This is a genomic window from Flavobacteriales bacterium (genome assembly GCA_016713875.1).
Taxonomy (GTDB): Bacteria; Bacteroidota; Bacteroidia; order Flavobacteriales_F; family PHOS-HE28; genus PHOS-HE28.
Window position 1 is genome coordinate 86,827 of the sequence record JADJOI010000003.1, and the last position, 24,715, is coordinate 111,541.

19 protein-coding genes are annotated in these 24,715 nt (G+C 67.6%); 10 read left to right on the forward strand and 9 right to left on the reverse strand.

The window, feature by feature from the left end:
* Nucleotides 1–54: 54 nt before the first annotated feature.
* The 5 genes from IPJ87_01825 to IPJ87_01845 form a co-directional block, all read right to left on the reverse strand.
* Nucleotides 55–2,154: a T9SS type A sorting domain-containing protein gene (locus IPJ87_01825; protein MBK7940611.1), complete on the reverse strand. Its 2,100-nt coding sequence runs from the start codon at nucleotides 2,152–2,154 to the stop codon at nucleotides 55–57.
* Nucleotides 2,155–2,214: 60 nt separating this feature from the next.
* Nucleotides 2,215–3,552, reverse strand: a complete 1,338-nt coding sequence (locus IPJ87_01830; GenBank protein MBK7940612.1) for a hypothetical protein — start codon at nucleotides 3,550–3,552, stop codon at nucleotides 2,215–2,217.
* Nucleotides 3,553–3,743: 191 nt separating this feature from the next.
* The gene (locus tag IPJ87_01835; protein MBK7940613.1) at nucleotides 3,744–3,974 is read right to left on the reverse strand and encodes a hypothetical protein; all 231 of its coding nucleotides are present in this window, start codon (nucleotides 3,972–3,974) and stop codon (nucleotides 3,744–3,746) included.
* Between the two features lie 112 nt (nucleotides 3,975–4,086).
* Nucleotides 4,087–5,094: a T9SS type A sorting domain-containing protein gene (locus IPJ87_01840; protein ID MBK7940614.1), complete on the reverse strand. Its 1,008-nt coding sequence runs from the start codon at nucleotides 5,092–5,094 to the stop codon at nucleotides 4,087–4,089.
* Between the two features lie 194 nt (nucleotides 5,095–5,288).
* Nucleotides 5,289–8,822 carry a PKD domain-containing protein gene (locus IPJ87_01845; protein ID MBK7940615.1) on the reverse strand — a complete coding sequence of 1,178 codons (3,534 nt, stop codon included), beginning with the start codon at nucleotides 8,820–8,822 and terminating at the stop codon, nucleotides 5,289–5,291.
* A gap of 198 nt (nucleotides 8,823–9,020) precedes the next feature.
* Between IPJ87_01845 and IPJ87_01850 the strand changes: the two genes are divergently transcribed.
* Nucleotides 9,021–12,974: a hypothetical protein gene (locus IPJ87_01850; GenBank protein ID MBK7940616.1), complete on the forward strand. Its 3,954-nt coding sequence runs from the start codon at nucleotides 9,021–9,023 to the stop codon at nucleotides 12,972–12,974.
* A 43-nt stretch (nucleotides 12,975–13,017) separates the two neighbouring features.
* Here the strand turns inward: IPJ87_01850 and IPJ87_01855 are convergent, their stop codons facing one another.
* The 4 genes from IPJ87_01855 to IPJ87_01870 are packed head-to-tail and all read right to left on the reverse strand — an operon-like array spanning nucleotide 13,018 to nucleotide 15,843.
* Nucleotides 13,018–13,680 (reverse strand): response regulator transcription factor, encoded by a 663-nt coding sequence (locus tag IPJ87_01855; protein MBK7940617.1) that lies wholly within the window; start codon nucleotides 13,678–13,680, stop codon nucleotides 13,018–13,020.
* Nucleotides 13,652–14,443: a hypothetical protein gene (locus IPJ87_01860; GenBank protein MBK7940618.1), complete on the reverse strand. Its 792-nt coding sequence runs from the start codon at nucleotides 14,441–14,443 to the stop codon at nucleotides 13,652–13,654. Before IPJ87_01860 ends, IPJ87_01855 begins: the two co-directional genes overlap by 29 nt.
* The gene (locus IPJ87_01865; protein MBK7940619.1) at nucleotides 14,440–15,090 is read right to left on the reverse strand and encodes a hypothetical protein; all 651 of its coding nucleotides are present in this window, start codon (nucleotides 15,088–15,090) and stop codon (nucleotides 14,440–14,442) included. The genes IPJ87_01860 and IPJ87_01865 overlap by 4 nt, the downstream gene beginning before the upstream one ends.
* A 42-nt stretch (nucleotides 15,091–15,132) precedes the next feature.
* On the reverse strand, nucleotides 15,133–15,843 hold the full coding sequence (locus IPJ87_01870) for a hypothetical protein (protein ID MBK7940620.1): 711 nt from the start codon (nucleotides 15,841–15,843) through the stop codon (nucleotides 15,133–15,135).
* Between the two features lie 225 nt (nucleotides 15,844–16,068).
* Between IPJ87_01870 and IPJ87_01875 the strand changes: the two genes are divergently transcribed.
* The 9 genes from IPJ87_01875 to IPJ87_01915 are packed head-to-tail and all read left to right on the forward strand — an operon-like array spanning nucleotide 16,069 to nucleotide 24,677.
* Nucleotides 16,069–16,857, forward strand: a complete 789-nt coding sequence (locus tag IPJ87_01875; GenBank protein MBK7940621.1) for a hypothetical protein — start codon at nucleotides 16,069–16,071, stop codon at nucleotides 16,855–16,857.
* 33 nt (nucleotides 16,858–16,890) lie between these two features.
* Complete coding sequence (locus IPJ87_01880; protein MBK7940622.1) at nucleotides 16,891–17,523, forward strand: TIGR02594 family protein; 633 nt, start codon at nucleotides 16,891–16,893, stop codon at nucleotides 17,521–17,523.
* Nucleotides 17,524–17,537: 14 nt separating this feature from the next.
* A complete protein-coding gene (locus tag IPJ87_01885) occupies nucleotides 17,538–18,194 on the forward strand; it encodes a hypothetical protein (protein ID MBK7940623.1) in 657 nt (218 codons plus the stop codon).
* Nucleotides 18,191–19,378, forward strand: a complete 1,188-nt coding sequence (locus IPJ87_01890) for a hypothetical protein (GenBank protein MBK7940624.1) — start codon at nucleotides 18,191–18,193, stop codon at nucleotides 19,376–19,378. The genes IPJ87_01885 and IPJ87_01890 overlap by 4 nt, the downstream gene beginning before the upstream one ends.
* Before the next feature lie 3 nt (nucleotides 19,379–19,381).
* Nucleotides 19,382–20,623, forward strand: coding sequence for an amidohydrolase family protein (locus IPJ87_01895; protein ID MBK7940625.1), 1,242 nt, complete (start codon nucleotides 19,382–19,384; stop codon nucleotides 20,621–20,623).
* On the forward strand, nucleotides 20,620–20,976 hold the full coding sequence (locus IPJ87_01900; protein ID MBK7940626.1) for a hypothetical protein: 357 nt from the start codon (nucleotides 20,620–20,622) through the stop codon (nucleotides 20,974–20,976). The genes IPJ87_01895 and IPJ87_01900 overlap by 4 nt, the downstream gene beginning before the upstream one ends.
* 11 nt (nucleotides 20,977–20,987) lie before the next feature.
* Nucleotides 20,988–22,592 (forward strand): FAD-linked oxidase, encoded by a 1,605-nt coding sequence (locus IPJ87_01905; protein MBK7940627.1) that lies wholly within the window; start codon nucleotides 20,988–20,990, stop codon nucleotides 22,590–22,592.
* Between the two features lie 19 nt (nucleotides 22,593–22,611).
* The gene (locus IPJ87_01910) at nucleotides 22,612–23,286 is read left to right on the forward strand and encodes a hypothetical protein (GenBank protein ID MBK7940628.1); all 675 of its coding nucleotides are present in this window, start codon (nucleotides 22,612–22,614) and stop codon (nucleotides 23,284–23,286) included.
* Nucleotides 23,283–24,677: a hypothetical protein gene (locus IPJ87_01915; protein ID MBK7940629.1), complete on the forward strand. Its 1,395-nt coding sequence runs from the start codon at nucleotides 23,283–23,285 to the stop codon at nucleotides 24,675–24,677. The genes IPJ87_01910 and IPJ87_01915 overlap by 4 nt, the downstream gene beginning before the upstream one ends.
* Nucleotides 24,678–24,715: the final 38 nt, after the last annotated feature.

Below are 24,715 nucleotides of genomic sequence, written 5' to 3' on the forward strand. Positions count from 1 at the left end.
ACCCTCGCGCAGCCCGAAAGCTGTTCTTGAGATGGCCTCCGGGGATGCCGTGCGCTAGCGGTGGACCACCAGCTTGCCCGTGAACCGGCGGTCCGGCGCGGTCACCTGATAGAGGTAGGTGCCGGGCGCCACGCCGTCCAGCGACAGGGTGGCGTTGTCCCCCGCGCCGAGGGTCCATCGCCGCACCAGGGCGCCGCTCAGGTCCACCAGGTCCACGGTGCCACCGCCCGTGCCGTAGCCGCTCAGGGTCACCCTGTCGCTCGCCGGATTGGGCCGCACGTCCAGCAGGGCATAGGCCTGCTCGGCGATGCCGGCCACCACGTCGAGGTTCACGCACACCGTGTCGTTGCCCGTTGTGATGTCGCTGCTCCAGGCGCTCCAGGCGCACAGCGCACCGGTCTGCGTGCTGGTGGGCAGCAGGGCCTGGGTGAAGGTGAAGAGCAGCGAGTCGCCGGGCTGTAGGGTGCTGGGGAAGGCCTGCGTCACCACGGGCTCCGCGGCGAACCGGTAATTCACGGGGAAGCCGCTGGCCGCTTGGTTGCCGCTGTTCTTCACCCAGGTGCGCACGATGGTGGGCTGCGTCACCACCTGCCCGTCCACCACGCCGAAGAAGCCGCTGCAGCCCACATCGTACACCGGCAGCTGCTCCACGCGCAGGCCGAGGTGGAAGTCGGTGGTCTCGCGGTCGCGGTACTCGGCCCACACGTTGTCCAGCACTTCATAGGTGTGCAGGCTGAAGGGCGCGGTGATGTCCTGGGCGATGTTGATGCTGTTGCCGCCCATGTACCACTGCACGTAGAGGCCGCCCTGGTCCCAGAGGAAGGGGGCGCCCACGGCGTGCACCTGATCGCCGGCCACGGCGTTGGCGGGTTGCACGTAGATCGAATCGATCCGGGTGCCGGGGCTTCCGTTGGGGCCGTCATCGGCGAAGACCTTGAGGTACATGCCCACCGGGGTGAGGTTGTTCACCAGGCGGATGGTGTAGCCGGTGACGTAACAGGGGCTGAAGGGCGGGCGGTCCAGGTAGACGCCCACGCCGCCGTTGCCGCCGTTCCAGCCGATGCCGATGCCATCATCGGTGCCGCCGTTCCACCGCACCTGCTGCACCGCGAGCGTGGTGTCGTACACGGCCAGCTCCTGGGTGAGGGTGTTGTTGGTGGTCACCAGCTCGTTGGGGATGCCGCTGATGGTGCCCACATAGCGGTGCGTACCGTTCGTGCTGGGGGCGAAGGCGATGGGGAAGGTGATGAGGCTGTCGGCGCCCGGGACCAGGCTCGCGATGGTCACCTGATCGCTCACGGCCAGCAGGTTGTTGGGCGTGAACACCTGCGCCTGGGCGGTGATGTTGGACAGCGGTTGGTTGCCGGTGTTGCGCACCTGCATCACCAGCGGGTGGGCGGGTCCGTTGCGCTGGAGGCTCACGCCGCGGCTGCCGTTGGCGCCCACGAAACGCACGGCACCATCGGTGATGGCCAGCAGGGGGACCTGCGGCGCGGTGTAGCGGATGGCGTAGTTGCCCACGGGGTACACATCGGCGCTGTGCTGAAGGCCGATGTCGCCGCTGATGCACTCGATGCCCAGCAGCAGGTCGTTATTCTGGGTGAAGCCCGTCTGCTCCAGGATCTGCACCGTGATGGTGCTGTCGAGCTTGTTCAGGATGATCTGGAAGGTGTTGCTGCCTGTCCATGTGGGCGGCGTGGCGCTCCAGAAGGGCACGCTGACCCACGAGAAGATGGTGGTGTCCGGCGTGTCGTACACCCAGCACTGGCCGGGATTGCCGGCCCCGGTGAAGGTGAGGTCGGCCGTGAGGCCGGCGATGTAGTCGTTGGCCCCGCCCGCCTGGGGGATGTTGGGGAACGGCGAGGCGATGTTCGTGCTGTTGAAGGCGATGTAGCCGTTGCTGCCGATCCACACGTCCTTGCGGTCGTACCAATAGAACGGCATGTTCGTGAACATCGCGAAGGGGCCCACGACGTTGTCGTCCGCCAGGCCGGTCACCTGGAAGCCGGTGCCGGTGATGTCGATCCAGTTGAACACCGGTCCGCCGGGCTCGTTGCTGTCCTTCCAGGTATAGCCGTAGGTGTCGGGTCCGCCTTGTGCGGCCGAGGCGGCCAGGGGGATGAGCAGTCCGAAGAGGGTCAGGGTCCGGTTCATGCGCAGCGGGTTTGATGGCGGGAAGGTAACCACCGCCCGGCACACGCGAAGGCGTACGGCTCAGTGATGCACGAAGCGAAGGCTGAGCGGGGAGTGCGCTCCCACCACCTGCAGCACATGCACGCCCGGAGCGGCGTCACCGAGGGCGATGCCCTGCCAGCCCGGACCATCGCTCCTTCCCACGGCCACCAAGCGGCCCTGTACGTCGAGCACACGCCAACCACAGGCCTCCGTGAACCGCACCTCCACGCCGCCGTCGTCGCGGGTGCGGATGCGCAGGTCGTCCGGTGCAGCGGCCGGCATGCCCCGCGGTGCGGCCGCCGGCGTGTTGTCGATCAGCACCGTGCACACCGGACCGAAGGGGCACCAAGTGGCCCCGCCGTCGAAGCTGGGCTGCACGGTGACGTCGTAGTAGGCGCCATCGCTCAAGGGCAGGGTGGTCCAATTGAGGGTGAGGGTGGCGCCGCTGCTGGCGATCTGGCGGACGAAACCGCCGCCGTCGGTCACGAACCGGAAGCGGTAGTCCGTGGCGCCGGCCAGCGAGATGGCGTGCAGCTGGTCGGTGCCGCCGAAGCTGCGGGTGACGCCGCAGCTCAGGTCGGGATGCAGGGGGTGGTCCACCAGCCGGGTGGTCTGGCAGGCCGGGGCCGCCGGCAGCACCATGGCCTGGCACACCGGACCGAACTCGCCGAACACCCCGTTGAGGCGCGTGCGCACGGCGATGTTGAGCAGCACGTTGAAGGGCACCGGGTTGGTCTGCATCCAGGCGAAGCGCAGGTAGCACGCATCGTTGGGGTCGGCGTCCGGCCAGCCGTTGTACACCACCCCGCTCTGGAACACGCGCCGGCTGTAACTGCCATTGGGGTCGAAGATCCAGAACTGGTAGCCGTCGCCGTTCGCCGGGTCCACCGCGGGGTTCGGCGTGGCGATGAAGAAGTCGTTGGTGAGGTAGTTGAGGCGCGAGCACGAGGCGCTCTGGGGCTCGCTGTTCAGCACCCGGTCCAGGCCGATCGGGTTGGTGAAGCCCAGGTTGTTGCACAAAGCGCTCATCGCCCCGTAGGTGCAGCCGTTGTTCAGGTTATCGATCACGCGCTCGCCGTTCGGGTCCTCCAGGGCATAGCCGCCCGGGCAGATGCCATCGCCGCCGCTGTCGTGCACCACCAGACGGTAGGCGGCGTTCAGTGGCAGGCACAGCAGCTCCGCGTTGTGCGAGTTGTTCATGTACGGGCCGCCGGTGGCCACGGGCAGGCCGCTGGCCGCGTCCAGCACCTCCCAGGTGATCTCGTGCCCGGCCAGGTCGGCGTCCACGATCATGCGCCAGTCCGTGCACGGCGCTTGCGCGCGCAGGGCAGGGCCCATGGCCAGAGCGGACAGGGAGAGGAGGAGCAGGCGCCGCATGCGCTTCGGAAGCAGGCCGGGGTGTACACCTCCGGCAAAAGGGCCACGAAGCTATCCGCGCAGCGTTCGCCCGGCGCGGGCTGTTGATAACCGACTGATCACATGTTGATGACTCACGGGACCGGTCACCCGGAGTTCACCCGGGCTTCACGTTCAGGAGGATCGGGCTCCCTAGGAGGACAAGGCTACGGTCACGCCGCCAGGTTGCTGATGCGCTTCTCGGCGGGGTGGTACATGGTGGGCCCCATCTGCAGCAGCTGCAGCACGGCCATGAACTCCAGGGGGCCGTCCACCTGCACCTCGCCCTCGCGCGGGTCGCCGCCCTCGGCGTACTTCACCACCACGCTGAAGCGCTGCGGGCCGGGGGCGAAGGAGGTGTGGTAGCTGTGGATGCGGAAGGCGGAGGAAGTGCGCTTGGCCATGTCGTCGGTGTTGCGGCAGGGAGAACGGCCGGGCGGGGGCAAGTGTTCGGCGAATGCACAACGGCCGCCCCGGAGGCGGCCGTCGCTGGCTGTCGTCACGTCGTCGGCCCGGTCATTCGACCACCAGGCGCTTCACGCCGGTGGAGCCATCACGCGCGGTGAGCTGCACCTGATAGAAGCCTGCGGGAAGGCCGCCCAGGTCGAGCTCGTGGTCGGTGATGCCCATGCCCGCCTTCAGGCTCTGCTCCAGCACGGCACGGCCCGTATGGTCGAAGAGGCGGAGCTGCACAGGACCGCCGATGCTGCCGAAGCGCAACGTGGTGCGGCCCGCAGCGGGGTTCGGGAACAGGTCGATGCCGATGGACGGATCGTCGCCTTCGCCCAGCCCTACGGGACCACCATTGAGCCATGATGTGAATTGCTGGGTGCTGGGCACCCCGTTGCTCACCACGTCCAACGTGCTCACCACGAGCAGGTACACCCCTGTGCCCGGCTTCCACCACTGGTAGGTCTCCGCGTCATACTCCAGCACGCCGAAGGCCCCGAGGTCGTCGCTGTAGTCCTGGGTGAACTTCACCCGGAGCACATTGGACACGGTGCCATAGGGCATCACGAGGGTCCCGTAGCCGTCCGCGATCCCTGTGCTGGTTCCGGAGCGGGAGGCCGGTATGCCGCTGGTGGTGAAGGAGGAGCTGAAGTTGTCCGTCCACGTCGTGTTGAAGCTGCACGGGAACTTCATGATCTGTTCGGAGTTCTGATAGGGGATGGTGACGTTCGCCGCGGTCGAATGATAGCCCAGCAGGTAGCCGCCCTGGCTCGTGTACTGGAAGAAGCCGAAGACCCCGCTGGGGTCGCTCGTGGCCACGGTGGCGGAAGGGAAGCTGCTGATGTACCCGGTGGAGGCCGGGGTCACGTGGTTCACCGTGTTGCTCGCGGTCGTGGTCAGGTTGGCGAAGTTCCAGGTCTGCATCGGGCCGGGGTTGCCGGGCGGCGCGTAGGTCGAGGAGTTGATCACCGCGTTGTAGCCGACGGGCGGCACGGCGTTCGTGTTGTCCAGGGTCTGCCCGTGCGCTGCGGTGGTCATCACGATCAACGAAAGAAGGGTCAGGGTTCGTTCCATGGGTCGGGGATTTGGGTAAGAAAAATAGCCATTGATCCACCAAGGTCCAACCGAGGAGGATCGATCGGAACGCCGGTCCTGTGGTGCGCGCGGGAGCTCTCCAAGGAGCGTGATGGGACGACGCGGATCACGCCGAACGCACACCGCCCGGAACCCCTCTTCGGCGTCCCGGGCGGTGCACAAGGGGTGGAGCCTTACGGCAGCTGCGCGTTCCTTACCGCCGTGGGCACCGTGCCGCCGATGTTCACCAGGATGGGATCGCGGTCGTTGGCGCTGCCGGCATACTTCACTTGGCCGTTGAGGTTCACGTCCTCGGGGAAGTAGCCGTTGGCCGTGTTCGTGGGCACGTTGCCACCGATGCGCACCAGGATGGGGTCGCGGTCGTTGCCGCCGCCGGCGTACTTCACCTGGCCGTTGAAGGTGACATCGCCGGCCCAGAGCACCAGCGCGGGGAAGGTGCCGGTGATGGACTTGCGGGCATCGGTACCGAAGGTGGCGGTGGTGCCCACGGTGAGGTCCACAGTGGCGGGCGAACTGGAAAGGGCCACGCCGTTCAGCGTCATCGCGGGCAGGTGGTTGCGGTGGCGGATGGCGATGCGGTAGGTGCCGGCGCTCTGCGTGAAGCTCACGGGCGAGGTGCCGTCCGTGCCCACCACGTCACCGTCGCGTTGCAGCAGGGCGGCCTGGCTGGCCAGCACGGTGGTGGGCGTGGCGTCGCTGCGCAGCTCCACCACCACCCAGTCCACGATGGCATCGCTGCCGGTGACGGTGAGCACCGGGGCCGTGGTGCTCTCGCCACCGCCGCCCACGAAGCTGTAGCCGAGCACTGAGTACGGCTCCACGGACGGCACCAGGCCGGCGCTGCGGAGGGCGTCGCTCATCAGGCCGGTGGTGGCGTTGTAGGCGCCTTCGAGGTGCACGCGGGGCGCCACGGCGATGCCCGGCGCGGGGGTGAACACCACGCCGTACTCCTCCACCTGGCCGTATTGCACCGGGCTGGTGCAGGGGCCGGGTGTCGTGTTCACGAAGTCGGTGATCACGCGCATGCGCCGCAGCACGCCGGTGGTGGGCGCCGCCGGGGTGGTGAAGCTGCCGCTGCGCACACCCGTGCCGTTGGCCGGTGAGAAGACAAACTCATCCGGTTGATCTCCGAACAGGCCGTTGCCGTTGTAGTCGATGTACACCCGCACCCACTGGTTGTTGAAGCCGCCCACCGTCACCGCGATCGGGTAGTTCGTGTTGGGCTGGAGCTGCGCGATCTGCGTGCAGCTGTAATCGTTCATCACCGGGCCGTCCCACGCCGTGGCGTGGTCGATGGTGTGGAAGGCGACGTTGAAGATGCCGATGTTCACCGCAGGGGCCTCCGTGCGCGTCACGGTGCAGGCCGTGGTGGGCACCGCGTACACGGTGATGTATCCCGGCTTGGTCATCGTGCTGCCGGAGCCGTTCACGTTGGAGGCGGTGAGAGTGACGGCGTAGATGCCCGGCGTGTTGTAGGTCACCACCGGGTTGGCGGCGGAGGAGGTGGACGGGGTGCCGCCCGGGAAGCTCCAGTTCCAGCTCGTGGGGCTCAGCAGCGAGAGGTCGTCGAAGGTCACCGTGCCCCCGGCGCACACGCTGGTTCGGTCGGCGGTGAAGTCGCTCAGCGGCGGGCCCGTCACGGTCATGGTGAGCGTGTTGGACTGGGCGGGTGAGGCGAGCACGTTGGCGAGGTCCGAGAACATCTCGCACCGCACCGTCTCGCCCGGGAGCAGGTCGTTGGCCGCGTAGGTGGCGCCGTTGCCCACGTCCGCCCCGTTGCGGTACCACGTGTAGGTCGGGACCGCGCCGCCGTTCACGGGGGTGGGGGTGAAGGTGACGTTGGTGCCGTAGGTGATGGTGGTGCCCGGGGCGGCGGCGATGCTCACGCCGGCCACACTGTTGCTCACGTACACTCCGTAGTCCTCCACGTCGCCGATGAAGGTGGCCGCAAGGCAGTTGCGTTCGTTGGCGCTCAGTGTGCCGGCCTCGCCATAGAGGCGCATGCGCAGCAGCGTGTTGGTCACCGCACCGCCGGGGATGGTGACGTTGGCGTTGATGGTGCTCGTGGTGTTCGCCGCCGTGTTGCCGGAGATCACCAGTTCGGAGGGGTCCTCGAACACGCCGTTGTTGTTGTAGTCGATGTAGCCGTTCAGCGATTCGGCGGCGCTGCCTCCGGCGCGGATCGTGACCGCCAGCGGATAGGTGCCGCCCGGCACCACCACCGTGTTGTGCGTGCAGGAGAAGTCGGTGAAGGCCACGTTATTGATCGAGCTGGTGGCGTTGGCGATGCCATTGAAGCTCACGTTGTTCACCGTCTGGGCGAAGTTGCCCGTGTTGTTGGTGGTGGGCGTGCACGCGGCCACGGGTGCGGGGGTCACCAACACCAGGCCGTTCTCGGTGCGGTTGAAGGTGCCCAGGCCGGTGGTGATGCTGAGGGTGACGTTGTACACGCCGGTCGATCCCAGGGTGAACACCGGGTTCTGTGCGGTGCTGTTGTACGTGTTCAGCCCGTTGGTGATGGTCCACGCGAAGCTGATGCCGGGCAGACCGGGGTTGGTGAGGTAGGTGTTGGGGATGCACAAGGACCGGTCGAAGAGCTGCACGCTCTGACCGGTGCCGCACAACAGGGTGCGGCTGGCCGCCATGTCCAGCTGGGGCGCCGCCGGGGGCACCAGGGCCAGGTTGCCGTTCACCGCCAGGAAGGAGGCCCGGTCGACCGTCAATGCGGCCTGGATGCGCGTGTTCTGTCCTCCGGTGAACATGTTCTGGCACGCATCGCCCGAGTAGTCCATGTAGTTGTTCTTGAACAGCGTGTTGGACGAATTGCCGTCGCAGCTGTTGGTGCCGGCCAGGTTGCAGTCGCTGGCGCTGCGGATGTGCGGCGGGGTGTCGCACACCCGGTCGCCCTGCGTGCCGCAAGTGGCGTTCGGCGGGCACACCGTGCCGTTCGCATCCCCCTCGAACGTGTGGTACACGTTGAAGGCATGGCCCAGCTCGTGCGCCAGGGTGATGCTCGTGGGGTCCTTGTAGCTGTTCACCAGCATGATGGTGCCATCCTCAGGCTGTCCATGGCTGCTGCTGAAGTAGGCATAGCCCTGCGTGCCCGCACCGCCGTTGTTGTTGTCGAACTCGCTCACCAGCCAGATGTTGTAGTAGATGGTCTGGTCCCACACCCCGATGGCCTTCACGGCGGCATCGCTGATGCCCGACGCGGCGTCGAACACCCCGTTGGCCATGTAGGTGGGGTTGCCGGTCATGTCGTGGCGGGTGATGCCCGTGGTGCAGTGGCCGTTGGGGTCGCGCACGGCGAGCGCGAATTCGATCTGGGTGTCCACCCCGTTGCCATCACCGGGGCTGCCGGCCACCTTGCGGTAGCGCTCGTTCACCCACCGGATGCCATCGCGCACCTGGTCGTCGGTGATGGCCGTGATCGACGTGCCCGTCTCCAGGATATGCACCACCACGGGCACGAAGAGGGTCCCACCACCGCGGGAGCTCATGTCGAAATGCGCCAGCTGCTGCTCATAGGCCTGCAGCCGCTGTTGGTAGATCGCATCGGTGAGCAGGCGCTCCCGGTGGTGCTGGTCGAATCCGCAGGTGTGGGCCGGGGTGCCCGAGGTCTGCTGGGCCATCATCGGCTGACCTGCCGATACGGCGGTCATCAGCACGGTATGAAGCACCGTGCGCACGTTCGTTCTGAAGTTCATCGGTCGATGGGTTCGGTGATGCCGGGTGCATGCTCCGGCCGTAGCGCAAGGATAGGTGCTGTCCGGATACGCTTCACCTGAAGTTCTTCACGATCCGGCCGTGTGATCCACGGCGCGTTCCGGGAAGTTCCTTACTTTTTCCACAGTTCCGGCGGACCACGTCCGGACCATGCGCGCGCACCTTCGATCCTTGCTCACATGCGGTTCCACGTCGCCATCCTGTCGGCCGTTGCGATGGGCCTCGCCGGCCTCGGTCCGGTGTCCGCCCAACAGCAGCCCTGCGCCACCGATGCCCTTCATGCCGCGGTGATGGCCGGGCGGCCGCAGGTGGCGCACACGCAGCATCAGCATGAGCAGCGCCTGCGCCTTGTGCTGGACCACGATGCGGGCTTCGCGCGGGGCGGTGGGCTCATCACCGTACCGGTGGTGGTGCACGTGGTGCACGATGGCGGATCGGAGAACCTGCCGGATGCGACGGTGATCGCCGGCATCGCACAGCTCAACGATGCCTTCGCGAACGCGGGTCCTTCCTTCGATCCCGATGGGCACGACATGGGCATCCGCTTCTGCCTGGCGCAGCGCGATCCACAGGGCAACGCCACCACTGGCATCGAGCACATCCAATCCCCGCTCACCGATGTGGTGGCCGAAACGCAGGATGCGCCGCTCAAGCTGCTCTCGCACTGGGACCCGCTGAGCTACATCAACCTCTATGTGGTGCGCGAGATCACCTCCACGTCCGTGGGGTCGGCGGTGGCGGGCTACGCCTTCCTGCCCGGCATGCACGGCCAGCCGCAGGACGGGGCCGTGGTGGAGGCCGCCTACCTGGGCGGATCGATCCACAACACCAAGGTGACGGTGCATGAGCTGGGGCACTACCTGGGCCTCTACCACACCTTCGACGGGGGCTGCGGCAACGCCGACTGCCTGAGCGATGGCGACCGCGTGTGCGATACGCCGCCCGATGATGCGACGGCCTCCGTGGCGTGCACCGCCACGGTGAACTCCTGCTTCACCGATGCGGACGACAGTTCGCCGAACAACCCCTTCCGGCCGGTGGGCCTCGGTGGCCTCGGCGATCAGAACGACCTGTTCGCCGATTACATGGACTACGGGGAGAAGGTCTGCCAGACGCGGTTCACCGCAGGGCAGGGCGACCGCATGGTGGCCACCCTGCAGACCACGAGGTCCAGTTTGCTGGCCTCGCAGGGTTGTTCGTCGCCGTGCCCCATCCCGTTCACCGCCGCCTTCACCCTGTCGCCTGCATCACCCGTGCCGGTGGGTGCGCTGCTCGACCTTATCGACCAGTCCACACCGGGTACTTCGTACCTGTGGACGCTGGACGGCGATACGCTGGCCACCACACCGAACGCGAGCACCAGCTTCACGCAGGAGGGCTTCCACACCGCGCTGCTCACCGTGCGCGACAGTGTCAACAATTGTCTGGACGATGCCTCCCAGCTCTTCGAGGTCGACTGCCCCGGCGAGGCCTCGTTCACGGCCAGCGACCTGGAGGTGCTGCCGGGCGACACGGTGTGGCTCACCAACACCAGCACCGGCGGAACCCCCACGTGGTACCTGGACGGCGCGGTCTACGGCAGCGCCTGGGACACGGTGTTCGTGGTGCCGCAGCCGGGGGTGTACTCGATCTACCTCACCACCACCTCGGCCGTGTGCACGAACACCTCCACCACCGTGTCGATCACCACGGGCAACTGCCGGTCGTGGGGCCCCGAGATGAACTGGTTCTTCGCCGACAGTGCATCGTTGCACTTCGCCACGGGCACCGTGATGGCCGGATCGGCCAGCGCCATGTACTGCTGGGAGGGCACGGCCACCATGAGCGATGCCGATGGCGAGCTGCTGTGCTACAGCAATGGACTGAACATCTGGGACCGGACGCACACGGTGATGCCGAACGGGAGCGGTCTGCTCGGCGGTGGCACCACCTCCAGCGTGAACCAGGCGATCATCGTGCCCTGGCCGGGCAGCAGCACCGAATACTGCCTGGTCACGATGGACGAGATGGAGAACTGGACCAGCCACGGCGTGCGCTGGAACAAGGTGGACATGAGCCTGAACGGCGGGCTCGGTGACATCACGATCAAGAACCAGCTGTTGCACACGCAGGGCAAGGAGTGCATGGCGGCGGCGTACCACAGCAACGGCACGGACATCTGGTTCCTCTTTCCGAGGACCCAGCCTTCTCGGATCGAGGCCTGGCTGCTCACCGCCAACGGCTTCCAGCCCCCGGTGATCACGGTGATCCCCAACAGCGACAACATCCTGCGGCCCACCTTCAGCCATGCGGCCAAACGGGTGGTGATGTGCTGGCGCACGCCCTTCCCGTTCATCCACTCCTGGCACCTCTTCGACTTCGATGCCGCCGCGGGCACCTTGAGCAACCAGCTCGACTTTTCGTTCGTCGGCATCAACTACTTGATGTCGGCTGAATTCTCCCCGGACGATCAGGTGCTCTACATGTCCGACTTCGATGGCATCCATCAGTACGACCTGACCCAGACCACGGCCTCGGCCATCCAAGCATCGAAGTTCACCTTGCCGGGTTCCTTTCAGCGTGCGCACATGCGCCTGGCCCCTGACGGGCGCATCTACGACAGCGGGAACATCCTCTCCCAGTTCGTCGGGGTCATCCAAACACCGGAACAGCTTGGCGCAGGCTGCGGGTATGTGAGCCTCGGACCGCCTCTCGGGTCGGGCCGTGGCGAGCTCAGTCTCCCACTTTTCGTGCGCGGCGCACGGTTCCGGGGCGACATCGCGTTGGTCGGTCCTGACTCGGCATGCACCACCGGCACCGCGGACATCGCCGTGGAGCAGCCTGACACGGCCTGCGCGTACACCTGGTGGGTGAACGAGGCGCTGGTGCCACCCACCGCGGGCGATACGCTCCTGACGCTGGCCTGGCCCGGCACGGACAGCGCCGTGGTGCGCGTGGCCAAGGCCTGCCCCTGCGGCTATACGGTGGGAACGCATGTGCTGCACTATGCACCACCGCCGACCTACACGCTCGGCCCGGACACTGCGGTATGCACGGGACAGGCTTTGGTGCTCGATGCCGGGCCCGGTGCGTCCCACACCTGGAGCACGGGTTCCACCCAGCAGACCACGACCATCACGGCAGCGGGCGAGGTGTGGGTGGAGCTGATCGACGGCAACGGCTGCGTGCTGCGCGACACGGTGCAGGTGGTGGAGGTGCCCTACATGCCGCCGGTGGAACTGGGGGCCGGCGATACGCTGTGCATGGGCCAAGTGCTGGTGCTCGACGCCGGACCCGGCTACCAGAGCTACCTATGGCAGGACCTCAGTAGCGCGCAGACCTTCACGGCCTGGCTACCGGGCACCTACTGGGTCACCGTCACGTCGGCCTGTGGCACGACCACGGACACCGTGCAGGTGGTGGATGCGGGCACCGATCTGGTGGACCTGGGCCCGGACACCGTGGTGTGCGACAACACGCCCGTGCAGCTCCAGGTGTCGGGCCTGCTGCACACCATCCTTTGGAACGATGGCAGCGCGGGCACGGTCCTTTCGGTGAACCCGCCGGCGCTGGCCTGGGTGGAGGTGACGGATGAGCGTGGCTGCGCCGAGCGCGATTCCCTGCTCGTTCAGGTGGACACGGTGCCGCCGGTGCTCATCTGTCCGCGCGACACCGTCGTGGTCGGAGGCGAGGTGGGTCCCGTGTTCGTCAGCCTTGAGCCTGCGGTGGCCTTCGACGATTGCGCCGTCACTGTCGCCAACGATGTCAACGGCACCGTGGACGCCAGCGGCATGTACGCGCCCGGCACCACCGTGGTCACGTGGACGGCCGTGGATCAGGCGGGCAACGTCACCCTCTGCACGGCGGTGATCACCGTGGCCATCGACAACGCCGTGGCCGATGTGGGCTGCGCCGGTGCTGCGCGCGTGGTGCCGAACCCGACCAGCGGTCCGCTCACGCTGCGTGTGCCCTGCCTGCGTGGGCGCGCCCGCGCAGCGCTCATCAATGCGCTGGGCCAGCAGGTCACCGGCTGGTGGCCGGTGGACGGCGAGGTCCATCCGCTGAACGTGGACGGGCTGGCGCCCGGGGCGTACACGCTGCGGCTGGTGGAGGAGGGCGGCGAGCGTCGGCTGCCGGTGCTGGTGGTGCGATAGGGCAAGGGCAGGGGCGCGTGGCACGATCGGCGCACCGCTCCGCTCACGGCTCCACGATGCGCCACTTGAAGGCGAACAGCACCAGCCCGGTCTTGCTCTTGATGCCGAACTTCTCGAAGAGGTTCGTGCGGTGGTTCTCCACCGATCGCGGCTGCACGCCCATCAGCTCGGCGATGCCTTCGTAGGTGAGCTCCTCGGACGAGCACACCAGGCGCAGGAACTCCAGCTCGCGCGGGGTGATGCGGCTCAGGATGTCGGCGCGCTCGTGGTCGATCCGCGCGCGCAGGGAGCCGTGGTCCACCGGCTCCGTGTGCGTTTCGTTGGAATGGAAATAGCCGGTGTGGACCAGGCTGTCCAGGGCGTGCTTGAGCAGGGCGCTGCGGGCGTTCTTGCACAGGAAGCCCCGCGCTCCGGCGCGGAAGGCCAGCACCAGGGCCTCATCGCTGGCGTCGAAGGTGAGCGCCAGCGGAAGCACCGCCGGTCGGTGGGCGCGCAGCCAGGCGATGGTGGCGAAGCCGTCCATCACCGGCATGTGCAGGTCCACGACGGCGATGGCGGGATCGGGCCGGCCCTCGAGGCCATCGATCAGTTCCTGCCCATGGGCCGCTTCCAGCACCACGGTATAGTCGGCGAACGCGTTGATGGTGGCGGCGAGACCCTCGCGCACCATGTGGTGGTCATCCACCAGGGCTACCGGATGGGGCATGAGCGGATGTGGGGGTGAAGGTCCACGTGCAGCCTTTGCCGGGCGCGGTGGACAGGGTGGCGGTGTAGCCGATGAGACCGCAGCGGGTGCGGATGTTGGTGAGCCCGCTGCCGCCGCGCGGGGCGGCGGGGTCGAAACCGCGGCCATCGTCCTGTAGCTGTAGGGTGGGCGGGGCGCCGCGCAGCGCGATGGTGATCGTGCGGGCGCCGCTGTGGCGCAGGGCGTTGGCCACCACCTCCTGGAAGGCGCGGAACAGGATGGTCTTCACGTCGGCGGGCGGATCCGGCGCCGTGCTGTCCAGGTGCGCCAGCACGCGGGCCTTGCCGAGGCGCTCCAGGCGGGTGGCCTCCAGTTCGAGCGCGCGGGCCAGGCCCAGCTGCTGCCAGTGGTCGCGGTTGAGGCTTCGCCCCAGGCGGCGCACCTCCTCCATCCCCTGGTCCAGGGCTTCCAGCGCGGTGGCCACACGCGGATGTCCTTTGGCGCCTTCCTCCAGATGGTCCAGCAGGCCCACTTGCGCCACGGTGAGCAGCTGGCCCACGTTGTCGTGCAGCTCGCGGCCCACTTCGGTGAGGGTGTGCTCGGTGGCCTCGCGTTCGGCGCGGCGCAGCTCGGCATCGCGCTGCAGGTGCAGCTCGGCCAGCTCGGCGCGGTGGCGGTGGCGGCGGTTGGATCCCGCGATCATCAGCAGAAAGAGGACCGCCGTCAGCGCCAGCAGGCTCAGCGAGACCACGATGACCGTGATGTACAGGTCGGTGTCGCTCATGACCGGCGGGGGCGTGGCAGAAGGTTCAGGAAGGCGATGCCCATGAAGGAGTAGCGGATCACGAAGAGCAGGTCGTTCACCTTCATGATCGCCTGCGCCTTCCCGGGATCGGTGGCCGAGAAGTGCTTGACCAGTCCGAAGATCGGGGTGAAGCTCATGAAGTAGAGGGCCACCGAGGCCAGCAGCCACCACACGGAGCGCTCCACCTGCGGTTCGGTCACCGTGTCCGCCAGGGCCAGCCCCGCGAACAGGGCCAGGAAGGAGAGCAGCAGGCCGCCGGAGATCACGGTCATGGCGAGGAAGAGGTTCGGCTCGCCCATGCGCCAGTTGCGGGCGAACTCCCAGGCCATGACGAGCAGGAAGAGGAGGGCGGCGACGAGCGTGAGCCATTTGCGCCGACGGTCCGGTCGGGTCACATGCAGCAGCATCAGGCTCAGCGTTCCGAATTCGATCGGTATGTAGAGGTTGTAAAGGCCCTCATTGCTGAGTTCCGCCAGACTGAGGGCCGTCGCTGTGGATTCGACCAGCAGGGCGGCCGCGAGTTGAGCACCGGCCCAGGGCAGCCAAGCGTCCGGTCGCGCCTTGATCCGCCACCATACGGCCAGAGCAGCGGGGATCAGCAGCAGTTTCAGGTGGGTGGCGGGCATCTCCGGTCGCAGCCGGAAAGCTAGGCAAGCTCCTCGCTCACCCTATCGCTCGAAACGACCACATCGTGGCGGGCAGAGGGACCCATAGTCATCGGCTTTGAAGCGGAACGGGGCCCCGTCGTGCGCGGTGTCGTCGAGCATCACCGTCCAGCCGGTGATGCGCCGTTGCTCCACATGGAAGGCGACGCCATGCCGGAATCCTTCCGGACCACCGTCACTGCTGTCGTGTGTCACGGCCACGCTGGAGAGCCCCAAGCGGAACGGACCGGTCTCGCCCTCGACGGTCGAACGGTACATCACATCGATCTCCGCGTCCCACGGCAGGGTCACGGCCAGGGGGTCGGTGTCCGTGAGGGGCGCGAAGCCGCCGCCATCGCCGCGGTCCACCATCACCTGCGTGCGGTAGGCGGTGCGAAGTGGCTGCCATTCGGTCGCGGTGATCGAGCGCAGATATCCACCGTCGAGGAAGTGCGATGGTGCGTCCGGCTGGGGGAAGTCCAGGCCGCCACCGGAGGGTGTCCCGCGCACGAAGCTGAGGCCGTACACCATCGCGTTGCCATCCAGCCCCAGGTGGACGACCACCAAGCGATGGCCGGCGGGAAGCACATCCATGAGCAATTGCAGCTCTTCGTAAAGGAGGTGCTGCCGGGTGGAGCTGAGGGACCCCGCGGTGGCGTGGCGGAAGTGGTCGGTGAAATCCTGGAGCGCACGGGTGTGTTCGGAGAGCGACATCGCTCCGGTATCGGTCGGCATGGGTGGTGGTTTTATCGGCGGCCAATCTAGCCGTGGCGGAGCAGGTGCAACAGGGGGAAAACACGTGGGTGGACCCACGTGGAAACACATGGGTGTACCCACGTGAAAGAACGTGGACAGCGGATCGCCCGAGCGGGTTGCTTTGGATGTGCCAAAGCCACACCGGTCGATCAGGCCTCTGATCGTCGGTCCACCAAGGCACCGCACACCTCAAGCCTGCAGCCCATGAGCTTCTCCCAACTTCCCCTGCAGCGGTCCATCGAAGAGGCCAAGAACGAGCTGCTCGCCTTGGGCTACCATTTCGAGCAGCGCACGGCGCGCTCCCGTGCCCTGTTCGGCGTGCTGGGCCTGGTGGCCATGATGTGCTGGTTGACCTTGTTCATGTTGGGCTGCTGGATCCGGACCGGACCGCAGCGCGCGGACCTGATCAGTTACGGCTTCCAGTGGAAGCCGGCGCTGCATGTGCTGCTGTTCTGGACCCCCACCAACGTCTGCTTTCTCGGCCTGCTGGCCGCCTTCATCGCGGGCTGCCTCAGCTACAACAGTGACCCGCGCGCCATCCAGGCCAACCTGATGCGCGCGCTGGTGCACAATGACCTGCCCGTGGTGGACCGCCTCCAGCGGCAGTTGGAGTACCTCTACGAGCAACCGTGGGTGAGCATGAAGCGCAGTTTCGCGGTCTACCTGCTCGTGATCACCAGTTCCTACCTGCTGGACGTGTCGCCCTTCGCCGAACCGCCCACGCCTGCCGAGGGGCAGTTGAAGTACGTGCACATGGCCGGCATCACCTCGGCCCTGTCGTTCGTCATGGGCTTCGACCCCACACGCTTCCAGGGCCTGATCGAGCGGATGGGCGGATGGAGCTCCTCCGCACGCTTCGACCCGCCGCAGCCGGGGAGGGGGATGGTGCAGGGGAGGAAAGTGGCGGCACCACCGGCACAGGAGGAAGCCCTGGAGGATGAAGGACCGAGCGCGATGGCCCATACCGCTGGCGGTAGCGCGGCCAACCCTTGAGATCGATCACCACGCCCCGACACACACCTCGCCATGCCCACCCACCGCACCACCGCCTCTGTCCTGCGCCTGCGGGCCCGGCCCGGAACGGATGCCGACATCATCGGCCGGCGCCCTCTGAACACGCCGCTCGACCTGCAACGCACCGACCAGGGGTGGGCGCAGGTGACGGCCCACCTGCTCGATGGCCGGCTGTCCGGCTGGGTGAGCGCCGCCCACATCGAGCCTTGGGCGACGGCGGTCCTGGTGGCCGAACCCGATTGGTTGCCCATCGCGCGGGCCGAAGTAAGCGTGCGTGAGCTCCCCGGCCCGGAGCACAACCCGCGCATCATCGGGTACCATGCCACCACCACCCTGCGCGCCACCACGGATGAAACGGCCTGGTGTTCCGCGTTCGTGAACTGGTGCGTGACCCAGGCGGGTCATCGAGGCACCAACAGCGCGGCGGCCCGAAGCTGGCTCACCTGGGGCCGGTCGCTCGCGGAACCCGCGGTGGGCAGCATCGCGGTCTTCCGGCGCGGCGGCAGCCCCGCCAGCGGGCACGTGGCCTTCTTCCTGGAGCGGCGCGGCTCGGGGATCATGGTGCTCGGTGGCAACCAGAGCAACGGTGTGCGGGTGAGCAGCTACCCCGCGCAGGACCTGCTGGGTTACCGAATGACCGGTTGAGCAACGCCCCGACCATGACCATGCCCACCCCCACCGTTGGACTGGCGGCATTGATCGCCTCCCTGTTGATCCCCCTGGCCCAGGTGGTGGCGCCGGTGGTGCAGGAGGCCTGGACCACCGACATGCGGTTGGAAGTGGAGAAGGCGATCGCCGACGAGCGGCTGGCGTTGGAGCGGGCGATCTCCTCGGAGAAGCAACGTGAGCAGGTCGCCGACATCCTGCTGAACCGCTACATCGACCAGGATGCCGAGGACCAGCGCAAGGCGCTCGCGATCATCGTGGGCCTGTTCCCGCGGTTCGCCAGCGAGCTGGAAGAGGCGCTCGCGCGGTACGCCGCCAACGAGACCGTGAAGGACGCGGCCGAGCGCGTGGTGGCCCGTGCGGCCGAGGTGCCTCTGGCCGCCGTGGACCTGGCCCGCGCGGCGGAGCGTGCGGGTTTCGACGCGCTGTTGAACAACGACATCCCGGCCGCGCGGGCACAGTTCAACAAGGCCTACACCGCGTACCCGCAGTTCCACAACGTGGATGAGATCAGACGCAAGCTCGACACCGTACGCCACGAAGACCCCGCGGCCATTGCGCGGGTGAAGAGCAGCATCGTGAACGAGAACGCCTGGCGCATGCCCGAAGAGGTCCGCCAGCACCTGCTCCAGCAGACCCAGCAGCCATGATCAGCGCCGCGCTCCTCACCCCTTACCTGGACACCATCATCGCGTTGGTGCTGGTCTACGCGCTGCTCAGTATCCTGGTGAGCATCCTGCTGGAGGCCTGGAACAAGCGCATCAAGCTCCGCGGGGTCTTCCTGCAGAAGGTGGTGTACCGCATGCTGGACGACCCGTTGAACCACAACTACGGACACCTGATCTACCAGCACCCCATCATCAACGCCATGCGGCGCGATGGGAACAGCTACCCGCATTACATCCCGGCCGAAGGCTTCGCGAACGCCCTCATCGACGTGCTGGCCGAGCAGGCGGTGACCCTGCGCTATGAGGCCCGCGAGGACGGCACCTACGCGGGGGTGCGCGTGGGCGCCGAGGACCCGTTGCAGGTCCGGCTGAACAAAGGGATCGATGGCATGGCGGAGAGCGAGCTCAAGCAGCTCTTCAGGAACTTCATGGACCGCCACCGCAGCGCGGACGGGGTGGTGGATGTGGACGGGTTGAAGCTGGAGCTGGGCCGCTGGTTCGATGGCAACATGGAGCGCGCCGGCGGGGAGTATAAGAACGACCAGAAGCACAAGCTGGTCTTCCTGGGCTTCCTGGTGGCCGTGGGCATGAACGTGGACTCCCTGCACCTCACGCGGATGTTCCTGCTGGACACGGACCTGCGCGACCGCATGGTGGCCGAGGCGGATGCCGTGGCCGAGCGGTACACCGCCGAACGGGAGGCCCTGGGCACGGACAGCATGGCCACCCTGGCGCTGATGCGCAGCATGGGCGTGCGGCATGATGGGGTGGTGACCGACAGCCTGCTGCGCATCGCGGCGCAGCGGCTGGACACGGCGGAGCGTCGCGCCCTGGCGGACGCCGAGGCGGTGGTGGAGCACGTGCGGTCCTGGCAGCTGCCGCTGGGCTGGAACACCGCCGACGCGCCCCTGAGCTGGTTCTGCGACCCACGGCCGGTGCAGCTGCCCGAGGGGGCCAGGCCATCGCAGCGCGCCGTGCTGCGCCACCTACAGGAACGGAACACCCCGAAGGCCGGGAGCATCCTCCAGTGGCTGGTCGGCATTCTCATCACCGGGTGGTCGTTGAGCCAGGGCGCTCCGTTCTGGTTCGAGGCCCTGGTGAAGCTCATCAACATCCGGCGGAGCGGCGTGAAGCCGCAGACCACCGACGAACGGCAGCACCGCTAGGCCATGCGCATCACCAACATCCACAGCCACGTGTTCACGGGCGCCTGCGCCCCCGACCACTTCTTCCGCATGGTGCTGCCGCCCTGGGCCGACCGCTGGGCCGATGAGATCAAGTACTTCCTGGAGAAGCCCTGGATGCGGGGCCTCATCAAGCGGCTGGCCGGGCGGCGCGGCGACGGCCTCCTGCTGCGCTACCTCCAGTTCCTGGAGGCCGGCACCCAGAACACCCAGGAGCAGGTGTTCGGCGCCATGCGGCAGGCCTACTCGCTCCTGGGGCCCGACACGCGCTTCGTGGCGCTGACGCTGAACATGGACCACATGGACGTGCTGCCCAGCCGCCATGCCCGGATCGAGGACCAGCTGGCGGAGGTGGAGCGCGTGCGAGCGCATTACCCGGACACCTTCCTGCCCTTCGTGGGCGTGGACCCGCGGCACCTGCAGGGCGAGGCGTTGGTGCGGTGGGTGCGCGAAAAAGTGGAGCGCCGCGCCTTCTTCGGCATCAAGCTCTATCCCAGTCTGGGCTTCTTCCCCTTCGATCCGGCCCTCGATGCGCTGTACGCCTGGGCCCAGGAGGAGCAGGTGCCCATCATGACGCACTGCACGCGCTACGGCACCCACTTCACCGGGGGCATCCAGCATGTGCTGCCGCACGCCGAGCCCCCCACGCTGAACCCCTCGTCGCCGGTGATGCCGGCGATCCGCGCCCGCGTGGCGCGCTACCTGGCGCACCCCAAGGCCCGCAGCGACGCCAAGTACTGGGGCAACGCCCTGCTGCATCCGCAGAACTACGAGCCCGTGCTGGAGAAGTACCCGCACCTGAAGCTCTGCCTGGCCCACTTCGGCGGCGACGACCAGATCCTCGGCGAAACCCACAAGGTGCAGCAGTGGGGCATCGACCCCGACAACTGGCACCAGGAGGTGGTGGGCCTCATGCAGGTGTGGCCCAACGTGTGGACGGACATCAGCTACACGCTGTATAAGGTCCAGGCCCTGCAGCGGATCCTGCCGTTGCTGGCGGGCCCGTTGGGCGACCGGGTGCTCTTCGGCACGGACTACTACATGACGCTGCGCGAGGCGCCCGAGGCCGACCTGGTGAGCCAATGCAGGAGCATCCTGGGACCCACCCTCTTTGCCCGCATGGCCAGCGAACGCACGGACCACTACCTGCGGAGCCGGCACTTCGACCCGGCCGTCCGCTTCACCACGGCCCGCACCCCCACCCCGCCCACACCCGCCCAGCCATGAGCACGCCCCGCCGCCCGCTGTTGCACCGCCTTGCGCTGCCCCTGGCCACCCTGGCGCTCTACCTGATGCTGCCCGCCTGCGCCACCCTGCACGTGTGGGCCGCCGACGATGGCGACTCCGCCCACGGGGTCTGCACGGACTGCCATACCACCGAGTGGACCCTGGCCTGGGGCTTGGTGCAGCCTACGCCGGTGCGGCCCACCTGCCCCCACAAGGCCATGAGCCGCGTGCGCGTGAAGACCAACCTGGGCTTCGCGCTGATCACGGTGGCCACCCTGGGCATCGTGATGCCGCAGACCGTGGAGTGGGATTGCGCGCCCCAGAACGTGCCCACCGAGGAATTCGGCCACTGAACCCCATCGCCATGCCCTACCCGCCCGGCATCGAACCCCTCGACCTCCCGCAGTGGACCAACCGCCACGGGAACTTCACGCAGCCCCTGCGCGCTGGGGCCTCCTTCAAGCTCTTCAACCTGGACCTGCCCAGCCGCACCGCCTCCTACAACGCCACCACGGCCAACATGCGGTGGCTGATCGGCGAGGCGCAACGCGGGCGCTTCCGGCTGCGCGCCCTGGGCCGCGGCTGGTCCTTCAGCAAGGTGAACGTGAGCGAGGGCGGCCTGCTCGACACCATGGACCTGCGGCTCTCCTTCAACCTCACCGATGCGTTCGTGGACCCCGCCTTCCTGGCGCGCGGCCGCCGCAGCCAGGACCTGATGCTGGTGCAGTGCGGCATGAGCGTGGCCATGCTGAACGACCGGCTGGAACGCGCCGGCCAGGAGCGGCGCATGCTGCGGGCCTCGGGCGCCGCGCACGGGCAGAGCATCGTGGGCGCCTTCAGCACCAACACGCACGGCGGCGCCTTCCGCTTCGGGGCCGTGCACGACCAGATCGTGGGCCTGCACCTGGTGGTGGGCCCGGACCGGCACGTGTGGCTCGAGCGGGCGAGCGACCCGGTGGTGAACTCCGCCTTCACCGACCGGCTCACCGGCGTGGAGCTGCTGCGCGACGACGAGCTCTTCAACGCCGCCCTGGTGAGCTTCGGCAGCTTCGGCATCATCCACGGCGTGCTGCTCGAAGGGCAGCCCATCGCGCTGCTCGAGGAGCACCGGCGCGTGGGGGTGCAGCTGAACGACCGCACGCGCGACCTGCTGAACACCGGCGACTGGGAACGCTTTCCCGACCTGGTGCCCTCGCCACACAACGCCGCCGGGGCCGCGCCCTTCCACTTCGAGGTGGGCTTCAACCCGCACCAGCTGGCCGAGAACGATGCGGACAAGGGGCTCTTCCTGAAGGTGATGTACCGCATCCCCTACCGCGCGGACTACCCGCGCATCCCCAAGGACCCCACGTTCGAGTACGGCGACAACACCTTCGAGGTGCTGCAGCGGGCGCTGGACATCCTGGGGCCGCGGGGCGAACACCTCATCCCCGGCATCGTGAACGTGCTGTACCCGCTGGCCTACAAGGCGGCCGAGGTGCGCACCGGCACCATGAGCGAGCACTTCAACAGCACGCGGGTGCGCGGCCGCGCCGCCAGCCTGGCCATCGGCATCCCCGCGGCCGACACGGCGCGCACCATGGAGCTGGTGCTGGCGCTGAACCGTGAGCGGCCCTTCGCCGGCGTCACCGCCCTGCGCTACGTGAAAGGCTCGCCGGCCACGCTCGCCTTCACCCGCTTCCCGCTCACCTGCGTGCTGGAGATGGACGGTGTGGACAGCACGGGCACCAACACCTTCTACCGCGCCCTGGTGCAGCGCATGGACGCCTCGGGCAGGCCCTTCACCATGCACTGGGGCAAGGTGAACCACATGCTGAACGAGGCGCTGGTGCACCGCATGTTCGGGGTGGATGCGGTGGACCGCTGGTGCCGGGCGCGCACCACCCTGCTGGACGCCGAGGCGCGCGAGGTGTTCACCAACGGCTTTCTGGAGCAATGCGGCCTGCACCGGGCCCGCACCATCGTGTAACGACCCATCACCCCCCCCCATGGACACCCCCGAGCACACGCCCAACCGCCTGCAGCCTTTGTTGTTGTTGCTGCCCATGCTGATGATCGCAGGCTTCATGGTGCTGGGCTACCAGCAGGCCCGTGAGTTCAAGGAAGCGGTGGTGGACCGGCCGCAGCCCGAACTGGACCGCCTGTTCGGCGGGGCGGGGGCGGACTCCACCTTGAGCGTGGACCAACGCTTCGCCCTGGAGCAATGGCGCACCCTGGCCCTGTTGGAACAGGAGGTGGTGGCGCGCCGCTATGAGCAGGCGGGGCTGCTGCTGGTGTCGCGCATCCTGGTGAAGTACCTCGGCCTGCTCACGGGCATGATCATGGCCATCGCCGGCTCCATCTTCATCATCGGTCGCATCCGCGAAGAGGCCACACGCGTCTCCGGCGAGTGGCAGCAGGCCAAGGTGGCCGTCCGCTCCAGCTCCCCGGGCATCCTCTTCGGCCTGATGGGGGCCGCCCTCATGGGGCTGGCCATCGTGCACCACCAAGGGGTCACCACACAGGACAGTCCCCTCTATCTGCATCCGGCCAACACCTACCTCATCCAGCCCACGCGCCCTGTGTTGGACGAGCACAGCATGCGCGACCTGATCGGTGCGCACGGTGGCAGTTCGGAGGGCGATCCGAACGTGATACCGGCCGACTCGGTCCCTGAACCATGAACCCGACAACCGCCCTCCGTGCGTGCACCCTGGCGGTGCTCTCCGTGTGCGTGACGTTGGCCGTCGCACAGCGCACCATTCCCACCGCGCACTTCCTGCAGCTGCTGGAGCAGGGCCAGTATGAGCAGCTCCGGCGCGAGGCCATGGCCGTCCGCGACACCACTTACGGTCGCAATTACGTGGTGGACTGGTTCATCGCCCGGGCCGTGTATTGCTCGGACCATCACGAGAAGGCCGCGCGCTGGTACCGGTCCATCCAGCGCCGCTACACCATGCCACGGGACTTCAAGGCCTTTCTGGCGATGGAACTGGCCGCCTGCGAAACGCGCAGCGCCACCTGTCCGCCCCTGCTGGACGACCCCGGGGATGTGCGCACCGGTGGTGGCGCGCAATGGGTGCCGCAGATGCCGCTGATGGCCAGCGTGCATGACAAGATGGGGCGCATCTACCGGTGCGATACGCCCATCCCCTCCGATGACCTCACGGAGGCCCAGGCCGAGCTGAGCACCTTGCTGCCCGTGGTGGCGCCGGGCGATACGGCGGCGCTGGGGCGGTTGCGCCGGACGGTGGCGCCGACCTACCGGGTGGATACGGCGGGCAGCTACGTCCTGCTCAGCAGGGCCGGGCAGCTGGACCGGGCCGCGGTCAAGCGTGCCCTGGCCAAACTGGAGATGGCCCGCGGTTTCTTCCTGCGCACCTATGGCCTGCGGCCGCCACCGTTCCTGATCACGGCGGGCCTGGTGAACGGCAACCGCGAACTGGCCGACCTGGGCCGGCAACTGCACCACCTGCCGGTGCCCGGCCACGTGCTGGGGTATTCCAGCGTGGCGGACATGACCATGTTCGGGTCCGCCAGCGCGGAGGCGGTGGGCACGCTCTACCACGAGCTCTTCCACCTGTTGGTGCGCGCGGATGTCGGCGACATCCCGGCCTGGCTCGATGAAGGCACCGCGTCGGTGTACGAGTCGGCCCACCGCATGGCGGACTCGCTGGCCGGCTTGTACGACTATGAAGGCAACTTCCGCCTGGAGATGCTGCGCAAGGCCTCGGCCTATCGGGATGAGGTGACGGTGCCTCGCTTGGAGGACCTCTTCAACTACACCTGGGAGGACTTCGATGGCCGGCCCGGGGAAAGCGGGTGCATGCCCGCCGTGCACTATGCACTGGCCAAGCACGTGTGCCTGTGGCTGCAGGACACCGGCCGGCTGGTGGCCATGGTGCAGGCGCACCGCAATGACCTCTCCATCGAGGCGGATGGGGTACCGGTGCCTTTGGCCTCTTCCGCCATCGTGGCACAGGTCTTGGGCATGCCGTTGCCCGAGGTGCAGGAGGCGTTCAGCGCCTGGTTCAAGCAGCGCTATGGCTTCGCGCTGTATGGGAATGAACGATGAGCACATGGATCCGAATGGTCACGCCCCCTATTGATCGA

Coding starts and splice junctions, on each gene's coding strand:
- IPJ87_01855 (MBK7940617.1), bottom strand. CDS start 13,680: ATGCCCCATCCGGTAGCCCTGGTGGATGACCACCACATGGTGCGCGAG.
- IPJ87_01840 (MBK7940614.1), bottom strand. CDS start 5,094: ATGGAACGAACCCTGACCCTTCTTTCGTTGATCGTGATGACCACCGCA.
- IPJ87_01845 (MBK7940615.1), bottom strand. CDS start 8,822: ATGAACTTCAGAACGAACGTGCGCACGGTGCTTCATACCGTGCTGATG.
- IPJ87_01835 (MBK7940613.1), bottom strand. CDS start 3,974: ATGGCCAAGCGCACTTCCTCCGCCTTCCGCATCCACAGCTACCACACC.
- IPJ87_01910 (MBK7940628.1), top strand. CDS start 22,612: ATGGACACCCCCGAGCACACGCCCAACCGCCTGCAGCCTTTGTTGTTG.
- IPJ87_01875 (MBK7940621.1), top strand. CDS start 16,069: ATGAGCTTCTCCCAACTTCCCCTGCAGCGGTCCATCGAAGAGGCCAAG.
- IPJ87_01860 (MBK7940618.1), bottom strand. CDS start 14,443: ATGAGCGACACCGACCTGTACATCACGGTCATCGTGGTCTCGCTGAGC.
- IPJ87_01905 (MBK7940627.1), top strand. CDS start 20,988: ATGCCCTACCCGCCCGGCATCGAACCCCTCGACCTCCCGCAGTGGACC.
- IPJ87_01830 (MBK7940612.1), bottom strand. CDS start 3,552: ATGCGGCGCCTGCTCCTCCTCTCCCTGTCCGCTCTGGCCATGGGCCCT.
- IPJ87_01895 (MBK7940625.1), top strand. CDS start 19,382: ATGCGCATCACCAACATCCACAGCCACGTGTTCACGGGCGCCTGCGCC.
- IPJ87_01850 (MBK7940616.1), top strand. CDS start 9,021: ATGCGGTTCCACGTCGCCATCCTGTCGGCCGTTGCGATGGGCCTCGCC.
- IPJ87_01880 (MBK7940622.1), top strand. CDS start 16,891: ATGCCCACCCACCGCACCACCGCCTCTGTCCTGCGCCTGCGGGCCCGG.
- IPJ87_01825 (MBK7940611.1), bottom strand. CDS start 2,154: ATGAACCGGACCCTGACCCTCTTCGGACTGCTCATCCCCCTGGCCGCC.
- IPJ87_01870 (MBK7940620.1), bottom strand. CDS start 15,843: ATGCCGACCGATACCGGAGCGATGTCGCTCTCCGAACACACCCGTGCG.
- IPJ87_01900 (MBK7940626.1), top strand. CDS start 20,620: ATGAGCACGCCCCGCCGCCCGCTGTTGCACCGCCTTGCGCTGCCCCTG.
- IPJ87_01885 (MBK7940623.1), top strand. CDS start 17,538: ATGACCATGCCCACCCCCACCGTTGGACTGGCGGCATTGATCGCCTCC.
- IPJ87_01890 (MBK7940624.1), top strand. CDS start 18,191: ATGATCAGCGCCGCGCTCCTCACCCCTTACCTGGACACCATCATCGCG.
- IPJ87_01865 (MBK7940619.1), bottom strand. CDS start 15,090: ATGCCCGCCACCCACCTGAAACTGCTGCTGATCCCCGCTGCTCTGGCC.
- IPJ87_01915 (MBK7940629.1), top strand. CDS start 23,283: ATGAACCCGACAACCGCCCTCCGTGCGTGCACCCTGGCGGTGCTCTCC.